Origin of the sequence: Glycomyces arizonensis DSM 44726, from assembly GCF_000482705.1 — a bacterium.
Classification (GTDB): Bacteria; Actinomycetota; Actinomycetes; order Mycobacteriales; family Micromonosporaceae; genus Glycomyces; species Glycomyces arizonensis.
Map to the genome: position 1 here is coordinate 12,737 of NZ_AXWO01000031.1, position 19,527 is coordinate 32,263.

Consider the following 19,527-nt stretch of genomic DNA (forward strand, 5'->3'; position numbering starts at 1 on the left):
TGCGGCCGCGGACGCCGGATCCACCTCTCCGCGATCGGGCGTCGGCGGGGACGCCGACTCTCGTTTGCGACGGTCATAAATCTAACCCATAGATAAAGGGTTGAAAAGCCAAGACGTGAAAGAAGTTCCACCCGGCTCGCCGCTCCCGCGGGACTCGGCGGTCGGCGCCGGCGCCCCTCAGTGCCCACATGCCCGGCTCACTCGCCGTGAAAGGCGCGGCGAGGGGCTAGAGGGCGGCCAGATAGTCCTCCAGGGCTCCGGCGTAGGCGACGGGGTCCTCGTTCCAGGAGGCGGTGTGGCCCGAGGCGGTGGTGAAGACCGTGACCTGGTCGGGCGGGAGCATCTCGGCGAAGTCGAGCGTGGCGGTGTGGTCGACGGTGTGGTCGTCGGTGTCGACGAACAGCATCACGGGCATGTCGAACTCGTCGGCGAAGTTGCGCTGGTCCAGGTCGTCGAGGTCGATGTCGGCGCGGAACTCGACGATGCGCTTGGCGGTCCAGGTGATCGGGGCGATGACGTTCCGGTCCTCGGCCTGCATGTCCAGTGTCGAGTTCCAGTCCACGACCGGCGAGTCGAGCACGAGGCCGGCGACCTCGCCGGTGCCCGCGAGCTTGCGGGCGGCGGTGGCGACGATCGCGCCGCCCATGGAGATGCCGTGCAGGATGACGTCCTCGGCGCCGTTGGCGAGCGCGTAGTCGACGGCGTCGACGATGTCGTCGCTCTCGTCCTCGCCGAGGCTGAGGAGCCCGCTCGGCGAGGCGGGCGCGCCTTCGTCGTTGCGGTGGGTGACGGCGAGGACGGGGTAGCCGAGGACGTTGTAGATCTCGTCGGCGCGGAGGGTCTCGGCGCGCTCGGCGTTGTGGCCGTGGACGGTGATGACCCAGGTGGCCTTCTCGCCGGGGAGGTACCAGGCGGGCGCGTCGCCCAGTTCGGTGGGGATGTCGACGTTCTCGTAGTCGAGCCCGAGCGCGGTGGCGGGGTCGCCGCGGTAGGCGTAGGTGTCGATGCGGACGGCGGTGCCCTCGGTGAGCTCGCCGAAGAGCACGCTCTCGATCGAGCGGGTGACGGTCTCGTCGTCGGCCTCGACGATGTCGCCGATGACGGCCTGGCCGTCCTCCCAGGCCAGGCCCCAGGTGCCGGGCTTCTCGGTGTCCTTGCCGAGTGGGAGGGTCACGGTCTTCTCGTCGACGGCGAGGGCGGTGAGCGAGTATTCGTCGGGCCCGTGGTCGACGTTGACGACCTCGCCGGAGAAGTACCAGCCCGCGCCGCCGAGCGCGCCGAGGGCCAGCACGAGGACCGAGGCGAGGGCGATGACGGAGACGCGGAGCCAGCGGCGGCGCTTGCGGGGCGGGGCTTCGGTTTCGGCCGTTTTCATCACGGTGGTCCTAGGGGATCGAAGGAGGGCGACGGCTCGATCCTAGTGGGGTGGGGAAAGCCGGTGCGGCGGGGAAAGGGCGCCTCCCGGTGCCGTTTCCGGCGGCCGTCGCGTTCGCGGGCGCGCCGGTGCTCGGGTAGCGTCAAGCTCCGAGAGCAGAATTGCAAGCGTTTACCAAGCGCTTGTGGGCAAGGCCCGCGGGCCGCGCTTCGCGAGCACGCCGACGATGAAGGGACCACCCCCATGAACCGACCGGATGAACGAGCCGCCGGGCCGCGCGTCGTCAACGACAACGGCGCGTGGTGCTGGTTCCAGGACGAGCGGGCGCTCGTCGACCCGAAGGCGCGGACGCTCGTCGTCGGCTCGATCGCCGCCCCCGAAGGCCCCGGCGGCGAGGCCCGCTCGGGCAACGTCGAACTGGCGGTGGTCGACCTGCGGACCGGGACGAGCGAGATCGTCGTGCTGCACGAGCGCCTCGAGAACGACGACCACGACGTCCCGGCGCTGCACCGGCGCTCGGACGGCCGCTGGCTGGCCGTCTACACCAGGCACAAGAGCGACGACCTGACGCGCTGGCGCATCAGCGAGCCGGGCGACCCCACGCGGTGGGGCGAGGAGCGCACCTTCGACTGGAGCGCCCTGACCGGCGGCCGCGGCGTCACCTACTCCAACCTGCACGTCCTGGACGGGCGGCTCTACTGCTTCGCCAGGGCCGTCAACGACGACCAGTGCGCCCTGGTCTCCGACGACGAGGGCGAGTCGTGGGCCTACGCGGGCAAGCTCTTCACCAGGCCGAAGGTCGGCTACGTCAACGGCTACACCCGCTACGCCTCCAGCGGGACCCGCATCGACCTGGTCACCACCGACCACCACCCGCGCGACTTCGACAACTCCATCTACCACGGCTACCTGGAGGGCGGCGCGCTCCACCGCAGCGACGGCGGCGTCCTCGACCCCGCCGCGCTCGACGGCGAGGCGTTCTCGCAGGAGCACCTGACGACCGTGCTCGCGGCCGGATCCGAATGGGACGGCCTGCGCATCTCCCACTGCTGGACCACCGACATCCGCCGCGGCGAGGACGGGACGGTCGCCGCCGTCCTCACCGCCCGCGCCGGGGTCGACCCGGAAACGAGCTTCTTCCGCGAGCGGCCCGTGCCGGACCTGCGCTTCTTCTACGCGCGCATGGCCCCCGGCGGGAAGTGGACCGTGCACCGGCTCGCCCTGGCGGGCCCGGGCCTGATGCCGCACGAGGAGGACTACACCGGCCTGGCGGCGATCGACCCCTACGACCTGGACTCGGTCTACGTCTCCACGCCGGTCGACCCGCGGGACGGCGGCGCGCTGGCGCACCGCGAGATCTTCCACGCCCGCACCGCCGACGCGGGCGCGAGCTGGGAGTGGACCCCGGTCACCGAGGAGTCCGAGGCCGACAACCTGCGGCCGATCGTGGCGCCGGGCGACCCCGCCCGCATCCCGCTGCTGTGGTTCCGCGGCTCGATGACCGCCTCCCAGCACTACGCGTGCGAGGTCGTCCTCCAGGACATGCCCCGCTAGCCGCGGAACGCCTCGAGTTCGTCGTCGCTCACCCGGCGGCGGGAGCGGATGAGGTCCTCGACCTCGCCCATGCGGTCCCACGTGTTGACGGCCATGGCGGCCAGGACGTGCCCGTCGCCGGTCCAGAACGCGACGAACTCGAGGTCGTCGGTCGAACCGCTGACTACCAGGTCGCCGCCGGGGTCGGCGGCGAACCCGAGGTACTCCATGCCGACGTCGTACTGGTCGGTGAAGAAGTAGGGCAGGCGGTCGTACGGTTCCTCGGAGCCGAGCATCGCCCGGGCCGCGTGCGGTCCGGTGTGGAGCGCGATGTCCCAGTGCTCGATCCGCAGCGGCCTGCCGTAGTGCGGCGAGGGGACGCTGGCGATGTCGCCCGCGGCGAACACGTCGGGGTCGCTGGTGCGCAGCGCGCCGTCGACGGCGATCCCGCCGCCGAGCTCGGCGCCCCGCAGCTTGAGCCCGGCCGAAGCGGCCAGGCCGAGGTTCGGCGCCGCGCCGATGGCGACGAGCACCATGTCGGCCTCGGTGGTCTCCCCGTCGGCGGTCCGCACGCCCGTGACGCGCCCGTCGGCACCTGTGAAAGCCGTGACCTCGGCACCGCGGCGCAGGTCGACGCCGTGATCGGCGTGCACGCGCGCGAAGAACTCGCCCATGCGCGGGCCGAGGACCCGCAGCGGCCGCTCGCCGCTGCCGAAGAGGGTGACCTCCAGGCCGAGGCTGCGGGCGGAGGCGGCGACCTCCATGCCGATCCACCCGTCGCCGACGATCGCGACGCGGCCCGTGCCCTCGCGCTTCGCGCCGCGCAGGGAGGCGGCGAGCAGGTCGGCGTCCTTGACGGTGCGCAGCACCAGCACGCCCTGCAGGTCGGCCCCGGGCAGGCGCGGCGGGCGCGGCTCGGAGCCGGTGGCGAGCAGCAGCCTCGCGTAGTCCAGGGCGGTGCCGTCGGCGAGCGCGAGCCGGTGCGCCGCGGCGTCGAGCCCGACGGCGCCGGTCCCGGTGCGCAGCTCGACGGCGTGGTCGGCGTACCAGGCCTCGTCCACCGGGAACAGCACGGTCCTGTCCGCCTCGGCGCGCAGGTAGTCCTTTGACAGCGGCGGTCGTTCGTAGGGCCGGTGCGGTTCGGCCGCGACGACGACCAGGTCGCGCTCGTATCCCTCCTCACGCAGCGTCTTGGCGGCGTGGGCGGCGGCGAGGCCGCCTCCGACGATGACGAACGGTGCCTCAGCCATGGGCGTCCCCGCATCCGTGTTGCTTCGTGACGGTCAGCTCCCATTGTTGCGCACCGTCCTTCGCGACTCGAGCAATTCGGTGTTCCCTCTTTCGTTCACATCCGGTTCACAGGACGGCCCGTACGGTGCTCCGCATGAGACGAATCATTCCGATCCTGGCGGCCATGGCACTGGCCGCCTGCACCGCCGACGCCGCCGATCCCGGCGATACGGGCACGGAGGAGCCGCCGGGCTGCGACGCCGCTCTGGTGCGCGACTTGAGCAGCTGGGCCGAGGCCGGGTTCAGCGGCTCGATCGCGTTCGCGAGCGACGCGGGCCTCGGTTGCACGGCCGCGTTCGGACTGGCCGACGCCGAGTCGGGGACGCCGAACACCGCCGAGACCGTGTTCGCGATCGGCTCGGTCAGCAAGGCGTTCACCGCCGCGGCGATCTTCGACCTGATCGACGCGGGCGAGCTGGCGCTCGACGACCGCGCCGGCGACCTGGTGGCGGGACTCGCCGGGCCCGCCGCCGACGCGACGGTCGAGCAGCTGCTGCTGCACACCAGCGGCCTGACCGGCACCCACGGGGACGACCACGTGCCGCTCGGGCGCGAGGAGGCCGTCGCCGCCCTGAGCGAACTGGACACGGCCTTCGAGCCGGGCACCGACTTCGGGTACTCCAACAGCGGCTACACACTGCTGGCCCTCATCATCGACGAGGTCTCCGGCGAGTCCTATCGGGACTACATGGCCGATGCGATCCTGCGCCTGCCCGGCCGGGACGAGGCGGCCGGAGGGTTCTGGGACGGCGAGCCCGCGCCCGCGGGCCCGAAGGCGATCGGCTACGTCGACGGCGAGCGGGCCGAGTCCCTCGGCGACTTCGCGGGCCCGCACTGGGCGATGTCCGGCAACGGGGACCTCGCCATGACCGCGGCGGACCTGGCCTCGTGGACCGAGGCCATGTTCGACGGCGAGGTGATCGCCCCCGAGGCGGTCGAGCAACTCACCGGCACCGTGTTCGAGCACGGCGACGGCTCGGTCGAGGCGCCCGGCTGGGTCGCCTTCGACGCGTCGGTCTACGGCACACCGGTCTACACGGTGGCCGGAGGCGGGGGCGACACCGGCCACAACGCGGTCGTCGCGTGGCTGCCCGAGACGCACACCGCGCTGGCGATCACGTCGAACACCTCGGCGGTCATCGCCTCCGAGCTGCTGGACGCGATCGGCCCGGCGCTGGCGGCGGGCGAGCCGATTCCGGTCCCCGACGAGGGCGTCGAGGCCGATCCCGCCGAGCTCGCGGCGGCCGAGGGCACGTACAGCCTGGAGTCGGGCTCGGTGTTCACCGTCGAGGCCGAGGACGGCCGCCTCGCGGTCGCGGCGGACGGCGCGGACGCGGTCGCGGCGCTGTCCGTGCCGACCGGCGGCTTCACCGCCGAGGACTTCGAACGGCACGAGCAGGCGGTCCTGGCGCTCCTGGGCGGCGAGACCGAGGCGGGCAGGGCGGAGCTCGAAACTCTGGAGGCCGACATCGGCGACGTCCGGGACGTCGCGGCCGTGGGCACCGTGGTCGAGGACGGCGAACTGCGGACCTATGTGAGCATCACCGCCGACGAGACGACGCTCGCCTGGTACGCCCTCGACGAGCACGGCGCGGTCGCCGCGGTCCTGCTCGACCCCGGGCCTCCGGTGTTTACGCTGGTGCCCGTGGGCGATGGCGAATACCGGCAGGAGCGCCTCGACGGCGCCGGGCTCGGGGTGCGGGCGGTCTTCGACGGCGATCTGATGACCGTCACCGGCCCGGAGGGCACGGTCGAGGCCCACCGGAACTCCTGACGCCGCGCTTCGCAACACCGCGCGTCTTGACACCGTGCACGACTGAAAGGCCTGACCATGCGCATCCTGTTGGTCGAAGACGACCCGGACCTGGGGGCGGTCGTCGCCCTGGGGCTCCGCAACGAGCGCTACGCCGTCGATCTCGCCTCGACTTGCGCCGAGGCCGAGGAGCTGCTGTGCTGCAACGATTTCGATGTGGCCTGCCTCGATCTGGGCCTGCCCGACGGGGACGGCATGGAGCTGGTGCGCAGGCTCGCCGACGACCCGCACCTGCGGCGCCCGCGGCGGATCCTGGTGCTGACGGCGCGGGACGCGGTGGACGACCGCGTGGCGGGCCTCGACGCGGGCGCCGACGACTACCTGGTCAAGCCGTTCAGCTTCGAGGAGCTCGCCGCGCGGCTGCGGGCGCTGGCCCGGCGGGCCGACACCCGCAGCGCCGTCCTCACCGTCGGCGCGCTGCGGCTCGACCTGGCCGGGCACCGGGCCTGGCGGGGCGGGGCGGAGCTGTCGCTGACGCCGCGCGAGTTCTCGATGCTGCGCTACTTCATGCACCATCCGGGCCAGGCGGTCTCCGCCGAGGACCTGCTCGAGCACGTCTGGGACTCCCAGGCCGACCCGTTCACCGGCTCAGTGCGGGTCATCCTCAGCCGCCTGCGGCGCAAGCTCGGCGCGCCGGCCCCGATCGTGACGATCACCGGCGTCGGCTACCAACTGAAGGAGTCGCCATGATGTTGTCAAGCCCCAGCGGGGGCTGTTCCCTCGAAGAGGCGGCCCTCGCGCAGGAGCGCCCCGAGCACGTCGGCGCTGCGGCATGATCCGCGCCATGCGCTCGCTGCGGGCCCGCCTGACGTTCGCGGGCGCGCTCGCGATCTACCTGCCGGTGCTGCTGGTGTTCGTGATCACCTCGGTGACCGAAAGCGAGATCACCGAGCTCGACCCGAACGGCGAGAGCTACGCGGTCACCGACTCCTCGATGGCGCCCTCAGGCTGGGCGGTGCTGACGGTGGTGGCGCTCGGGCCGGTCGCGGTGGCACTGGCGTGGTGGTGGTCGGGGCGGGCGGTGCGGCCGCTGGAGCGGATCCGCTCGGCCGCCGAGCACATCGAGGCCTCGGACCTGAGCCTGCGCATCGGCCTGGCGAGCGGCCCGAGCGAGACGGTGGCACTGGCGGCGAGCTTCGACGCCATGCTGGACCGGCTGGAGCACGCCGCGGGGGTGCAGCGGCGGCTCATCGAGGAGACCAGCCACGAGCTGCGCACGCCGCTGTCGGTCCTCATCACCAATGCGGAGGTGCTGCTCCAGCATCCGTCGCCGGACCTCGATCTGTACCGGGAGGGGCTGGAGCGGACGCGGTCCTCGGCCGGGCGGCTGCGGGAGACGATCAGTGAGCTGCTGACCGACGCGAGGGGGCGGGCGCGCCGGATCGACCGGCGGCCGGTCGACCTGGTGGCGCTGGCGCGGGCGGTGCTGGGCGACTTCGCCGCCCCGGCGGCAGCCGGGTCGGTGGAGCTGGCGGGGCCGGGCGGCGGGCCGGTGGAGTGCGCGGCGGACGAGGCGACGGTGCGGCGGGCGATAGCGAACCTGGTGGACAACGCCGTGAAGCACGCGCCGGAGGGCTCGGCGGTGGAGGTGGGCGTGGAGCGCTCGCGGGAGGCGGTGGCGGTGACGGTGACCGATCACGGGCCGGGCATCCCCGAAGTCGAGCGGGAGCGGGTCTTCGAGCGGTTCTGGCACGGCGAGGACGCGCCGGGGACGGGGTTGGGGCTGCCGATAGCCCGCCAGATCGCCCAGGCCCACGGCGGCGACCTGACGGTGGAGGTCCCCGGCCCGGCCGGAGACGGCTGCCGCTTCCGCCTCAGCCTCCCGGCTCCCCGTCTCGACGAATCGTGAGCCGTGCCTCCGGCCGCGGCGGTAGCGCCCGGTTCGGGTGACGGGCGGGTCGGACAACGCCGACCAGCGTCATCGCGCGTTCGAGGAGGCGTCTATGGAGTGAGCGAGCGGGGACGGCGTCGCCGAACGAGCGGTTCGGCGGCTCGGGGACCGCGTTTCCGGGGCTTCGGCAGGGCGCGAAAAAGCCGCCGGGACCGACCCGGCGGCTCGGTTCGCCGTTAACCCTGGAGTTCGGCCAGGGCCTTCTGCCAGGCGCCCTGGTCGCGGGGCTCGCCGGGCATGTTCATCTCACTGAAGCGGACGACGCCCGCCTTGTCGATGACGAACGTGCCGCGGTTGGCCATGCCCTTGTCCTCGTTGAAGACCCCGTAGGCCTGCGCCACCGCGCCGTGCGGCCAGAAGTCGCTCAGCAGCGGGAACTCGAAGCCCTCCCGCTGCGCCCACACCTTGTGGGCGAACGGGGAGTCGACCGAGACGCTGAGCACCTGGACCTCCTCGGACTGGTACGCGTCCAGGTTGTCGCGGATCCCGCACAGCTCGCCCTCGCAGACGCCGGTGAACGCGAACGGGTAGAACACCAGCAGGACGTGCTTGTCGCCGCGGAAGTCCGCGAGCGTCACGTCCTGGTTGTTCTGGTCCTTGAGCGTGAAGTCCGGGGCGGCGGTTCCGGGTTCGATCGGCATGGGTGCTCCTTACGCGATGCCGGCCCCCGCGAGGAGGGCCGTCGGTGGTCTGACGGCTCGACGTTAGCCGAGCCGCCTTCGCGAACGAAGCGGCCCGATCGAGTTGCGACGTCGAACAACTCGGCGACGCCGAGGGCGGGATCCCGTCGAGGGACTCCTCGGGCGGCGCCGGGCGCGCACGGACGCGGACGTCGAGCCGCCGCCGCCGCACCACTTCGGTCCAGCCGCCGGGGGGTGCAGGGCGGTCGCGGCGCTACGGCTCCAAGGCGCGGTGCCGCCGCCGCGCACGTGAGTGCGGGGTACCGGGCTCTCCAGCCCTGAATGCCGCCGAGCGGCCGCGGGCGGGCGCTCGAAGCGCGGCCATGCGCGAGACCGCCTGAGAGCGATGGCTCAGGCGGAGCATGCCCGGCGCGTCCTCTACCTTCGGGCGACGACCATCCGCGAGGCCACCCAGTCCGGGGAGGCGTTGAGCGTCTTGGTCGACTGGAGGCCCGCCAGGGCCGCCGACTCCTCGATCGTGACCGGGTCGATGTGCCCGTCCCGCCCGGCCTTGGGAGTCAGCAGCCACACCGTGCCCCCGTCGGCGAGCGGGTCGCGCGCGTCCAGCAGGAGGTCGACCAGGTCGCCGTCCTCCTCCCGGCACCACAGCAGGACCGCCTCGACGATCTCGTCGGAGTCCTCGCCGAGCAGTTCGCCGACCGCCTCGATCACAGCGGCCCGCAGGGTCGCGTCGACGTCGGTGTCGAAGCCGATCTCCATGACGGCCTCGACGCCGTCGAGTCCCAGTCTCTGCGTCACGCTGCTTCCATCCACCGGGCTGCCCGGAGCGTTCACGTCGTCGCCTCCATCCGTGTTTCCATCTGAGCTTGTGCACAGCATATGAAGTAGAGCATATGAGGTGCAGCATATGGGGCGCTTGCGCGGCTTGGCGCCCGCCCGCGCGGCCCGAATGGTGCCACCCCGAGATGAAGCCGGACGCAACACCGGTTGCCGCGAAGGTGAGCACACGTTCACGGAGTTGTGATCTTCGATGCGGACCCCTCCCCGCGATAGCGCAGGTGAGCGACGTTCGAGGTGGCCGGGAGTGTGGGCGCGGTCGCATCAAGCCGGGTGGGCGGGCGATGGTCGCGGTAGATTCGGGGGAGGATGGTAGAAATCGATGACACTCTGCCCTATCGACAGTGCAGTCTAAGAACGAGGGATCGCCCGTGACCACGGAACAGAACCGGCCGCCCATCAGTGACGGATTGCCGACCCAAGTACCGGACACTGACCCCGAGGAGACCAGCGAATGGCTGGAATCCCTGGACGGCCTCCTTGACGCCGGCGGGCACAACCGCGCCCGCTACGTCGTGCAGCGGCTGATCGAGCACGCGCGCCAACGGCAGATCGCCGTTCCCGCGGCTACGACCACCGACTACGTCAACACCATCCCGGTCGAAGACGAGCCGCACTACCCCGGCGACGAGGAGGTCGAGCGACGCATCCGCGCGTTCGTGCGCTGGAACGCCGCCATGACCGTCCACCGGGCGCAGCGCCCGGGCATCGGCGTCGGCGGCCACATCTCCACTTACGCCTCGGCCGCGAACCTCTACGAGGTCGGCTACAACCACTTCTTCCGTGGGCGCAGCCACCCCGGCGGCGGCGACCAGGTGTTCTTCCAGGGGCACGCCTCGCCCGGCATGTACGCCCGATCCTTCATCGAAGGACGCCTGACGGCCGACCAGCTCGACGGCTTCCGCCAGGAGGTCTCGCGCCCGCAGGGCGGCCTGCCGTCCTACCCGCACCCGCGACTGATGCCCGACTACTGGCAGTTCCCGACCGTGTCGATGGGCCTGGGACCGATCAACGCGATCTACCAGGCGATGTTCAACCGCTACGCCCACGACCGCGGCATCAAGGACACCTCGCAGCAGCAGGTGTGGGCCTTCCTCGGCGACGGCGAGATGGACGAGGTGGAGTCGAGGGGAGCGCTCCAGTTCGCCGCGGGCGCCGAGCTGGACAACCTCACCTTCGTCATCAACTGCAACCTCCAGCGCCTCGACGGCCCGGTCCGCGGCAACGGCAAGATCGTCCAGGAGCTCGAGGCCTACTTCCGCGGCGCGGGCTGGAACGTCATCAAGGTCATGTGGGGCCGCGAGTGGGACCCGCTGCTCGCCGCCGACGCCGACCGCGCGCTGGTGAACCTCATGAACACCACGCCCGACGGCGATTACCAGACGTTCAAGGCCGAGTCCGGCGCGTTCGTCCGCGAGCACTTCTTCGGGCGCGACACGCGCACCAAGGCCATGGCCCAGCACCTCTCGGACGACGAGATCTGGGACCTGCGCCGCGGCGGCCACGACGACCGCAAGGTCTACGCCGCCTACAAGGCCGCGATGGAGCACCAGGGCCAGCCGACGGTCATCCTGGCCCACACGGTCAAGGGCTACAAGCTCGGCTCGACCTTCGAGGGCCGCAACGCCACGCACCAGATGAAGAAGCTGTCGCTGGAGGACCTCAAGGGCTTCCGCGACTCGCTGGACATGCCGATCCCGGACTCCCAGCTGGAGGCCGACCCGTACCTGCCGCCGTACCTGCGCCCCGAGGAGGGCAGCCCGGAGGCCGAGTACCTGGCCGCGCGCCTGGCCGAGCGGGGCGGCTCGCTTCCGGCGCGCAAGAACACGGTCATCCCGCTGAACCTGCCGGGCGACGACGCCTACAAGTCCGCCAAGCGCGGCTCGGGCAAGCAGAAGGTCGCCACGACGATGGCGCTCGTCCGCCTGCTCAAGGACCTCATGCGCGACAAGGAGATCGGCAAGCGCTGGGTGCCGATCATCCCGGACGAGGCCCGCACCTTCGGCATGGACGCCATGTTCCCGACCGCGAAGATCTACTCCCCGCACGGGCAGCAGTACCTCTCGGTCGACCGTGACCTGTTCCTGTCGTACAAGGAGTCCGAGCAGGGGCAGCTGCTGCACCTGGGGATCAACGAGGCCGGGTCGGTGGCCGCGTTCACCGCCGCGGGCACCGCGTACGACACGCTCGGCGAGCCGATGATCCCGTTCTACATCTTCTACTCGATGTTCGGCTTCCAGCGCACCGCCGACGCGATCTGGGCGGCGGCCGACCAGCTGTCGAACGGCTTCCTGGTCGGCGCGACGGCCGGGCGCACCACGCTCAACGGCGAGGGCCTCCAGCACGAGGACGGCCACTCGATCCTCATGGCCCACACCAACCCGGCGGTCCTGTCCTACGACCCGTCGTTCGGCTACGAGATCGGGCACATCGTGCAGGACGGCCTGCGCCGCATGTACGGCGAGGGCGAGCACGTCTTCTACTACCTGACCGTCTACAACGAGCCGATCGTGCAGCCGGCCGAGCCCGAGGGCGTCGACGTCGAGGGCATCCTCAAGGGCCTGCACCGGGTGTCGACCGCCTCGGTCTCGGGACCGCGCGTGCAGCTGCTCGCGTCGGGCTCGGGCATGCCGTGGGCGCAGAAGGCCGCCGAACTGCTCGCCTCGGACTGGGGCGTGGCCGCGGACGTCTGGTCGGTCACCTCGTGGTCGGAGCTCAACCGCGACGCGGTCGCGGCCGAGAAGCACAACCTGCGCCACCCCGAGGCCGAGAAGCGCGTCCCGTACGTGACGCGGAAGCTGTCGGGCGCCGAGGGGCCGTTCGTGGCCGTGAGCGACTACATGCGGTCGGTGCCGGATCTCATCAGCCGCTGGGTACCCGGGGAATACACCTCGCTGGGCACCGACGGCTTCGGCCACTCGGACACGCGCGGGGCGCTGCGGCGCTACTTCAACGTCGACGGCGAGTCGGTCGCGGTGGCGGCGCTCCAGCAACTGGCCGCGCTCGGCCAGGTCAAGCCGGAGCTGGCCTCCCAGGCCGCGGCGAAGTACCAGATCACCGACCCGACCGCCGCCGAGGCGGGCGAGGCCGGCGGGGACTCCTAGACCCCAGCCGATAGACCCACACCGAACAGAGCGGGGCCGGGAAGCGATCGCTTCCCGGCCCCCATTTGTGTTCAGAGGCATGGTGTTTCAGGGACACGGCGTTTCAGGTGTCGGTGTTCAGGCGTCGACGACGAGGCGGCCCTTGGCCCGGGCCACGCACGGGAAGAACCGCGGGGTGCCGTCGGGGCCGAACTCGGCGGGGACCTGCGCGGGGTTGTCGGGGCGGCCCTCGATCACGTCGAGGCGGCACGTGCCGCACACCCCGATCTCGCACGAGAAGTCGACCTCGACCCCGGCGGCGGCGAGTGCGGTCAGGGCGTTCTGCTCGGCGCCGACGGCCACGATCGCGCCGGTGCGCTTGGCGACGATCTCGAACGGCTCGCGCGGGCCCGAGCCCGCGGTGAACCGCTCGGTGTGCAGCTCCAGGTGGGGCGCGGCGGTGGCGATGGTGGCGGCCAGGGCGCCGATGAGCGAGTCGGGGCCGCAGGCGTAGACGCCGGTGCCGCTGGGCAGCCCGGCGACCTCGGCGACGAGGTTGACCCGCCCGTGGGTGGCGGTGGGGTAGAGCACGACGTTGCCCGGCCAGGTGGTGGCGAGCTGGTCGGCGAAGGCCATCGCGGCGCGGTCGCGGCCGGTGTAGACCAGCCGCCACGGCATGCGGGCGCGCTCGACCTGGGCGATCATGGACCTGATCGGCGTGATGCCGATGCCCCCGGCGACGAACAGGTAGCCCGGGTGCAGGCCGAGGGCGAACATGTTGCGCGGCTTGGAGATGCGGACCATGTCGCCGGGCCGCAGCCGGTGGGCCTCGCGGGAGCCGCCCCTGCCCGCGTCCTCGCGCAGGACCGCGATCCGGTAGGCGAGGCGGTCGGCGGCGTCGGAGGCCAGCGAGTACTGCCGCACCAGCCCGGAGGGCAGCTCGATCTCGACGTGCGCGCCGGCCTCGAACGGCGGCAGGAGGCGGCCGCGGAGGCCGACGAGTTCGATGGAGTGGACGCGCTCGGCGATGGGGACGGCGCGGCGGACGCGGACGTCGAAGCGGCCGTCGTCCATGGGCTGGACGGCCCCGGCGCGGATCGGCCCCCAGGGCCGGACGTAGGAGACGACGACGGCGAAGCCCAGCAGCGCGGCGCCGAAGACGGTCCCGGCGGTGAGGGCCCACTGCGTCCCGTCGCCGCCGCTGCCCTCGCCCAAGGCGATGACGCTGGGCCGCAGGACCAGGAGGCCGCCGACGATGACCGCGCAGGTGGCGGCGAACTTGGCGGCCGTCCACCAGTGGTGGACCACGCCCCAGCGGCCGGTCGCGCCGAGGACGATCCCGGAGCCGAGCACGAGGAAGGACACCGCCCCCACGCCGAGGCCGTTGAAGAACGACAGGACCTTCCAGGCGGCCTCGGCCGAGGACGGGTCGTCGGAGGCCCTGACCCAGACGCACAGGACGAGGGCGAACACCATGTAGGCGAGCCATACGCAGCCGCCGACGACGTGGCAGGCGGTCAGGGCGCGCTTGGCGGTGAGGGGGAGTTCGAACCGGCGGCCGGAGGGGCGGCGCGGTTCGGGGGCGAGTTCGGGCAACGTTGCGAATCTCCTCGACGAGTTCGGCTTCGCTTCGCTGACCTAGGTGACAACGTAACACGTTCCGAAGAGGAGCAGCAGGGGCGGGCGCGCCGTCCGCGCCCGCCCCTGTCACGTCGTATGCGATCGCCTCAGGACTGGGGAGTGTCCTCGGCGCCCTCCTCCTTGGCGATCTGCTCGCGGACCTCGTCCATGTCGAGCGCCTTCACCTGGCGGATGACCTCCTCCAGCGCCTCGCCGGGCAGCGCGCCCGGCTGGTTGAACAGGAGGATGCCGTCGCGGAACGCCATCAGCGTCGGGATCGACTGGATGCCCGCCGCCGATGCCAGCTCCCGCTGGTCCTCGGTGTCGATCTTGCCGAACACGATGTCGCCGTGCTCCTCGCTCGAGGCGTCGTAGGTCGGCGCGAACTGCTTGCAGGGACCGCACCAATCCGCCCACCAGTCGACCAGCACGATGTCGTTCTCGGTGACGGTGTCCTCGAAGGTGTCCTTGTTCAGTGCAACCGTGGCCATAGATCAGGCCGCCTCTCTGTCGTGGCTTTTTCTGGTGCTATTCGGGCAACGATAGTGGCAAGTGCGGTATTCCGCCCGACGTCGGCGCGAGGCGCGGGCCACGTCTGGCAGGCTGTAGGGCATGGATCTGGCCACCACCATTCAGAACATCGAGCGCTCCTCGTCAGCGCTCACGACCCAGTCGCTCACCCGAATGGATGAACGACTCCCCTGGTTCCGCGATCTGCCCGCCGAGCAGCGCTCGATGGTGACCCTGGTGGCTCAGGCCGGCGTGCGGCAGTTCCTCGAGTGGTTGCGCGCCAGCGGCGAGGACCTGGGCAGCTCCGACATGGTCTTCGAGGCCGCCCCGGTCGAGCTGGCCCGCGCCATCAGCCTCCAGCACACCGTGGCGCTCATCCAGGTCGTCATCGACGTCGTCGAGGAGCAGGTCCCGGCGCTCGCCGCCGAGGGCGAGGAGGAGCAGCTGCGCGAGTCGGTCCTGCGGTTCTCCCGCGAGATCGCCTTCGCCGCCGCCCGCGTCTACGCCCGCGCCGCCGAGACCCGCGGCGCCTGGGACGCCCGCCTCCAGGCCATGCTCGTCGACTCGCTGCTGCGCGGCGACTCCTCCGACGAGCTGATCGGGCGCGCCGCGGCCCTGGGGTGGTCCGAGACGCAGTCCATCACCGTCGTCTGCGGCAACACGCCCGGCGGCGAGGCCACCCTGGTCCTCCACAGCGTCCAGCGGGCCGCCCGGCGCCTGGGCCTGGACGTCCTCGCCGGCGTCCACGGCGCCCGCCTGGTCATCCTCCTCGGCGGCGTCGCCGAGCCGCTGGAGATCGTCCAGCAGCTCACCGGCCAGTTCGGCGAGGGCCCGATCGTGGTCGGGCCGACCGTCACCGGCCTGGCCGAGGCCTCGACCTCCGCACTGGCGGCCGTGGCCGGGCACCGCGCCGCGCCCGCCTGGCCCGACGCGCCGCGCCCGGTGACGGCCACCCAGCTGCTGCCCGAACGGGCCATCGCCGGTGACGAGGCCGCCCGCCTGGAGCTGCGCGAGGGCGTCCACGTGACGCTGCGGCGAGCCGGGGGCGAGCTGCTGGAGACCATGGACGCGTTCATCGCCTCCGGCGGCGTCCTGGAGGGCACCGCGCGCGAGCTGTACGTCCACCCCAACACGGTGCGCTACCGCCTCAGGCGCATCCAAGAGGTGACCGGTTTCTCCCCCACCGATCCGCATGAGGCCTTCGTGCTGCGTGTGGGGTTGACCATAGGGCGCCTGGAGAGCTCGCCGACATCGAGGCGTTCCCGCAGTTAACAACGAGTATTGTAGATTTCCTACAAGAACCGAACGGGCTTTCAGTCTTCCAGCTGCTCCCGTTTCGGGTGTTCACTGAGCGAAAGTCTAAATGTGCTTGCCATTCTCGCTCCCGGGCAGGGTTCGCAGAAGCCCGGGTTCCTCACGCCATGGATCGACGCCGACCCCGACGCGGCCGCGAAGCTTCGCGACTGGTCGGACCTGATCGGCCTCGACCTCGTCCGCCTCGGCACCGAGGCCGACCAGGCCGAGATCACCGACACCGCCAACACGCAGCCGCTGCTGGTCGCCGCCGGGCTCCTCGCCGCCGAGAAGCTGCCGGTCGAACGCGCGGGCGTCGTCGCCGGGCACTCCGTCGGCGAGCTGACCGCCGCCGCCCTGGCCGGGATCCTCACCCCAGAGGCCGCCGTCGAGCTCGCCGCCGTCCGCGGCCGCGAGATGGCCGCCGCCTGCGACATCGAGCCCACCACCATGGCCGCCGTCCTCGGCGGCGTCGAGGACGACGTCCTCGCGGCCATCGAGGCCGCCGGAGCCTGGCCCGCCAACCGCAACGGCGCCGGCCAGATCGTCGCCGCCGGGCCCGTCGCCGCCATCGAGAAGCTCACCCGGAACGCCCCCGAGCGCGCCCGCATCATCCCGCTCAAGGTCGCCGGGGCCTTCCACACCCCGCACATGGCCCCCGCCCACGCGGCCCTCGAAGCCGTCGCCGACAAGGTCGCCACCGCCGACCCGCTGCGCACCTTCCTGTCGAACCGCGACGGCAAGCCCGTCCCGACCGGCGCCCAGGCGCTGCGGCAGCTGGTGGACCAGGTCACCTCTCCGGTCCGATGGGACGCCTGCATGAGTACGCTTGGAGAGCTGGGCGTCACCGCCGTCATCGAACTGCCTCCGGCCGGGACGCTCACGGGCCTGGCCAAACGGGCACTCAAGGGCGTGGAACGGCTCAACGTCAACACCCCCGAGGACCTGGCGGCCGCCGCCGAACTCGCCGCCAGTGAAGGAGTCCAGTGAGCGTCATCGGATCGCGCGTCATCAGCGCAGGCCACTACCAGCCCGAGAGGGTCCTCACCAACGCGGATCTCGCCGAGATGGTCGAGACGACCGACGAGTGGATCGTCAGCCGCGTGGGCATCAAGGAGCGCCGGATCGCCGCGAAGGACGAGACCGTCGCCGACATGGCGATCAAGGCCGCCGGGCAGGCCCTCGCCAACTCGGGGTACGGCCCCGCCGACATCGACATGGTCATCGTCGCCACCGTCTCGGCCGCCGACCGCTGCCCGAACACCGCATGCCGCGTCTCCGACGCCCTCGACATCGGCGCGCCCGCCACGATCGACGTCAACACCGCCTGCTCGGGCTTCGAGTACGCCCTCGCGCAGGCCGACATGGCCGTCAAGACCGGCACCACCAAGCGGGCCCTCGTCATCGGCGTCGAGAAGCTGACGGCGATCACCGACTGGGAGGACCGCACCACCTGCGTGCTCTTCGGCGACGGCGCCGGAGCCGTCGTGGTCGAGGGCACCGACGACCCGAACCTGGCCATCAGCCCGGTCGTGTGGGGTTCGGACCCCAAGATGAAGGACGTCATCCGCATCGAGGAGGACATACCGTTCATCAAGCAGGCCGGGCAGACCGTCTTCCGCTGGGCCACCACGCAGCTCGCGCCGCTGGTCGAGCAGGTCGCCGAGCGGGCGGGCCTCAAGGTCTCCGAGCTGGCGGCGTTCGTGCCGCACCAGGCGAACCTGCGGATCATCCAGGGCATCGCCAAACGGCTCGACTTCAGCGAGGACTGCGTCATCGCCGACGACATCGTCTATTCGGGCAACACCTCCGCGGCATCAGTGCCGCTGGCGTTGTCGAAATTGGTACAAAGTGGCAAGGTCGCCTCCGGCGCCCCGATTCTCCTGTTCGGGTTCGGCGGCGGGCTCACCTATGCCGGGCAAGTCATCCGCTGCCCGTAATTATCGAGAGGAACAAACACATGTCTCGTGACGAGATCCGCGAAGGGCTGTCCGACATTCTCGAAGAGGTCGCGGGCGTGAACCCCGACGACGTCGCCGACAACAAGTCCTTCACCGACGACCTTGACGTCGACTCGCTGGCGATGGTCGAGGTCGTGGTGGCCGCCGAGGAGAAGTTCGGCGTCAAGATCCCCGATGACGAGGTCGCCAACCTGAAGACCGTCGGCGACGCCGTCTCCTACATCGAGAAGGGTTGAAGTGACTGAGGTAGTCGTCACCGGGCTCGGCGCGACTACCCCGCTCGGCGGGGACGTGCCGTCGACCTGGGAAGCTCTCGTCGCCGGGAAATCGGGCGTCAACGCTCTCGAAGAGGAGTGGGCGCAGCAACTTCCGGTGCGCATCGCGGCCCAACTCGCCGTCGAGCCCTCCGAGGTGCTGCCTCGGATCAGGCTGCGTCGCCTCGACCGCTCCGAGCAGATCGCGCTCATCGCCTCCCAGCAGGCGTGGGACGACGCGGGTCTGAGCGACGACCTCGACAGGGAACGTCTAGGCGTGGTGTTCGGCTCGGGCATCGGCGGTGCGCTGACGCTGCTCGAACAGGACGACATCCTGGAGGGCACGGGACCGCGGCGGGTCTCCCCGTACACCGTCCCGATGCTCATGCCCAACGGCCCCGCGGCCGTGGTCGGCCTGGAGTACCGCGCGAAGGCCGGGGTGCACGCCCCGACCAGCGCCTGCGCCACGTCGGCCGAGGCCATCTCGTGGGCGGCCGACATGATCCGCGTCGGCCGCGCCGACGTCGCCATCGCCGGCGGCGCGGAGGCGGTCATCGGCGGCCTGCCGATGGCCGGGTTCGCGTCCATGAAGGCGATGTCGACCCGCAACGACGACCCCGAGCGGGCCTCGCGTCCCTGGGACCGGGACCGCGACGGCTTCGTCATGGGCGAGGGCGCCGGCGCTCTGGTGCTGGAGCGCCGCGAGCACGCCGAGGCCCGCGGGGCGCAGATCTACGCGGTCGTGGCCGGCTCGGGCCTGACCTCGGACGGCTACGACATCGTGCAGCCCGATCCCGAGTGCAACGGCGGCGGGCGCGCCATGCGCGCCGCCATCAAGCAGGCCGGGATCGACCCGAAGAGCATCGGGCACGTCAACGCCCACGCGACGTCGACGCCGGTCGGCGACATGGCCGAGGTCAAGGGCGTCAAGCGTGAGATCGGCGAGCACGTGGTCCTGACCGGGACCAAGTCGATGACCGGGCACCTGCTCGGCGGGGCCGGAGCGGTCGAGTCGATCGCGACGATCCTGGCGATCCGCGACGGGGTCATCCCGCCGACGATCAACCTCGACAACCCGGACCCGGAGCTCGACTTGGACGTGGCGGCGAACGAGGCGCGCAAGAAGGACCTCGACGCCGCGATGAACACCGGCTTCGGTTTCGGCGGTCACAACGCGGCGGTTCTGTTCACGAAGCCGTAGGCGGAGTGAACCGTGAAGCACAGCGCCAAACCGCGTAGTTCGACGTAAACGGCAGGGGCCCCATCGTTTCGCGATGGGGCCCCTGCCGTGTTCGCGCGTTCGGCCGGTGGGCGCGTTGCCGCCTCCCCGCGAGCAGGCCGCGTTCACGGCGGGCCGCCTCGAAACAGGCTCGGTCCGCCGCTGATGTATCGGCGGGCGCGAAGGACGATGTCGATCGGCGGCGGT

General features: G+C 71.5%; 15 protein-coding genes and 1 pseudogene. 10 read left to right on the forward strand and 6 right to left on the reverse strand.

Annotation, left to right across the window (positions count from 1 at the left end):
- Positions 1-226: 226 nt before the first annotated feature.
- Positions 227-1,375, reverse strand: coding sequence for an alpha/beta hydrolase family protein (locus tag H613_RS27505; protein WP_156926115.1), 1,149 nt, complete (start codon positions 1,373-1,375; stop codon positions 227-229).
- Positions 1,376-1,618: 243 nt separating this feature from the next.
- On the opposite strand from H613_RS27505, the gene H613_RS0118100 reads away from it, so the two are divergent.
- A complete protein-coding gene (locus H613_RS0118100) occupies positions 1,619-2,929 on the forward strand; it encodes a BNR-4 repeat-containing protein (protein ID WP_026924906.1) in 1,311 nt (436 codons plus the stop codon).
- Here H613_RS0118100 and H613_RS0118105 read toward each other — a convergent pair.
- Positions 2,926-4,158, reverse strand: a complete 1,233-nt coding sequence (locus tag H613_RS0118105; protein ID WP_026924907.1) for an NAD(P)/FAD-dependent oxidoreductase — start codon at positions 4,156-4,158, stop codon at positions 2,926-2,928. The two genes, H613_RS0118100 and H613_RS0118105, sit on opposite strands and share 4 nt — an antisense overlap.
- Before the next feature lie 134 nt (positions 4,159-4,292).
- On the opposite strand from H613_RS0118105, the gene H613_RS0118110 reads away from it, so the two are divergent.
- The 3 genes from H613_RS0118110 (at position 4,293) to H613_RS27510 (ending at position 7,860) form a co-directional block, all read left to right on the forward strand.
- The gene (locus H613_RS0118110; RefSeq protein ID WP_084546747.1) at positions 4,293-5,972 is read left to right on the forward strand and encodes a serine hydrolase domain-containing protein; all 1,680 of its coding nucleotides are present in this window, start codon (positions 4,293-4,295) and stop codon (positions 5,970-5,972) included.
- A gap of 57 nt (positions 5,973-6,029) precedes the next feature.
- Positions 6,030-6,701, forward strand: coding sequence for a response regulator transcription factor (locus H613_RS0118115; protein WP_026924909.1), 672 nt, complete (start codon positions 6,030-6,032; stop codon positions 6,699-6,701).
- 94 nt (positions 6,702-6,795) lie between these two features.
- Positions 6,796-7,860, forward strand: a complete 1,065-nt coding sequence (locus H613_RS27510) for a HAMP domain-containing sensor histidine kinase (protein ID WP_169732020.1) — start codon at positions 6,796-6,798, stop codon at positions 7,858-7,860.
- Between the two features lie 218 nt (positions 7,861-8,078).
- Here H613_RS27510 and H613_RS0118130 read toward each other — a convergent pair whose 3' ends face one another.
- Entirely contained in the window at positions 8,079-8,543 is a 465-nt protein-coding gene (locus H613_RS0118130; RefSeq protein ID WP_026924910.1) for a peroxiredoxin, read from the reverse strand.
- 417 nt (positions 8,544-8,960) lie between these two features.
- Positions 8,961-9,422, reverse strand: coding sequence for a DUF3052 family protein (locus H613_RS0118135; protein ID WP_084546748.1), 462 nt, complete (start codon positions 9,420-9,422; stop codon positions 8,961-8,963).
- A gap of 329 nt (positions 9,423-9,751) precedes the next feature.
- Here H613_RS0118135 and aceE point away from each other — a divergent pair, with 329 nt between their 5' ends.
- Positions 9,752-12,484, forward strand: a complete 2,733-nt coding sequence (gene aceE / locus H613_RS0118140) for a pyruvate dehydrogenase (acetyl-transferring), homodimeric type (RefSeq protein ID WP_026924912.1) — start codon at positions 9,752-9,754, stop codon at positions 12,482-12,484.
- A gap of 117 nt (positions 12,485-12,601) precedes the next feature.
- On the opposite strand, the gene H613_RS29465 is transcribed toward aceE, so the two are convergent.
- Positions 12,602-14,059: a PDR/VanB family oxidoreductase gene (locus tag H613_RS29465; RefSeq protein WP_051393526.1), complete on the reverse strand. Its 1,458-nt coding sequence runs from the start codon at positions 14,057-14,059 to the stop codon at positions 12,602-12,604.
- Positions 14,060-14,190: 131 nt separating this feature from the next.
- The gene (gene trxA, locus H613_RS0118150; protein WP_026924913.1) at positions 14,191-14,574 is read right to left on the reverse strand and encodes a thioredoxin; all 384 of its coding nucleotides are present in this window, start codon (positions 14,572-14,574) and stop codon (positions 14,191-14,193) included.
- Positions 14,575-14,695: 121 nt separating this feature from the next.
- Here trxA and H613_RS0118155 point away from each other — a divergent pair, with 121 nt between their 5' ends.
- The 5 genes and pseudogenes from H613_RS0118155 (at position 14,696) to fabF (ending at position 19,302) form a co-directional block, all read left to right on the forward strand.
- The gene (locus H613_RS0118155) at positions 14,696-15,865 is read left to right on the forward strand and encodes a PucR family transcriptional regulator (RefSeq protein WP_026924914.1); all 1,170 of its coding nucleotides are present in this window, start codon (positions 14,696-14,698) and stop codon (positions 15,863-15,865) included.
- Between the two features lie 93 nt (positions 15,866-15,958).
- Positions 15,959-16,858, forward strand: a pseudogene (locus tag H613_RS0118160) (ACP S-malonyltransferase); the annotation flags it as partial.
- Between the two features lie 14 nt (positions 16,859-16,872).
- A complete protein-coding gene (locus H613_RS0118165; RefSeq protein WP_026924916.1) occupies positions 16,873-17,826 on the forward strand; it encodes a beta-ketoacyl-ACP synthase III in 954 nt (317 codons plus the stop codon).
- 20 nt (positions 17,827-17,846) lie between these two features.
- Positions 17,847-18,083: an acyl carrier protein gene (locus H613_RS0118170; RefSeq protein ID WP_026924917.1), complete on the forward strand. Its 237-nt coding sequence runs from the start codon at positions 17,847-17,849 to the stop codon at positions 18,081-18,083.
- Between the two features lies 1 nt (position 18,084).
- Entirely contained in the window at positions 18,085-19,302 is a 1,218-nt protein-coding gene (fabF, locus tag H613_RS0118175) for a beta-ketoacyl-ACP synthase II (protein WP_026924918.1), read from the forward strand.
- Positions 19,303-19,527: the final 225 nt, after the last annotated feature.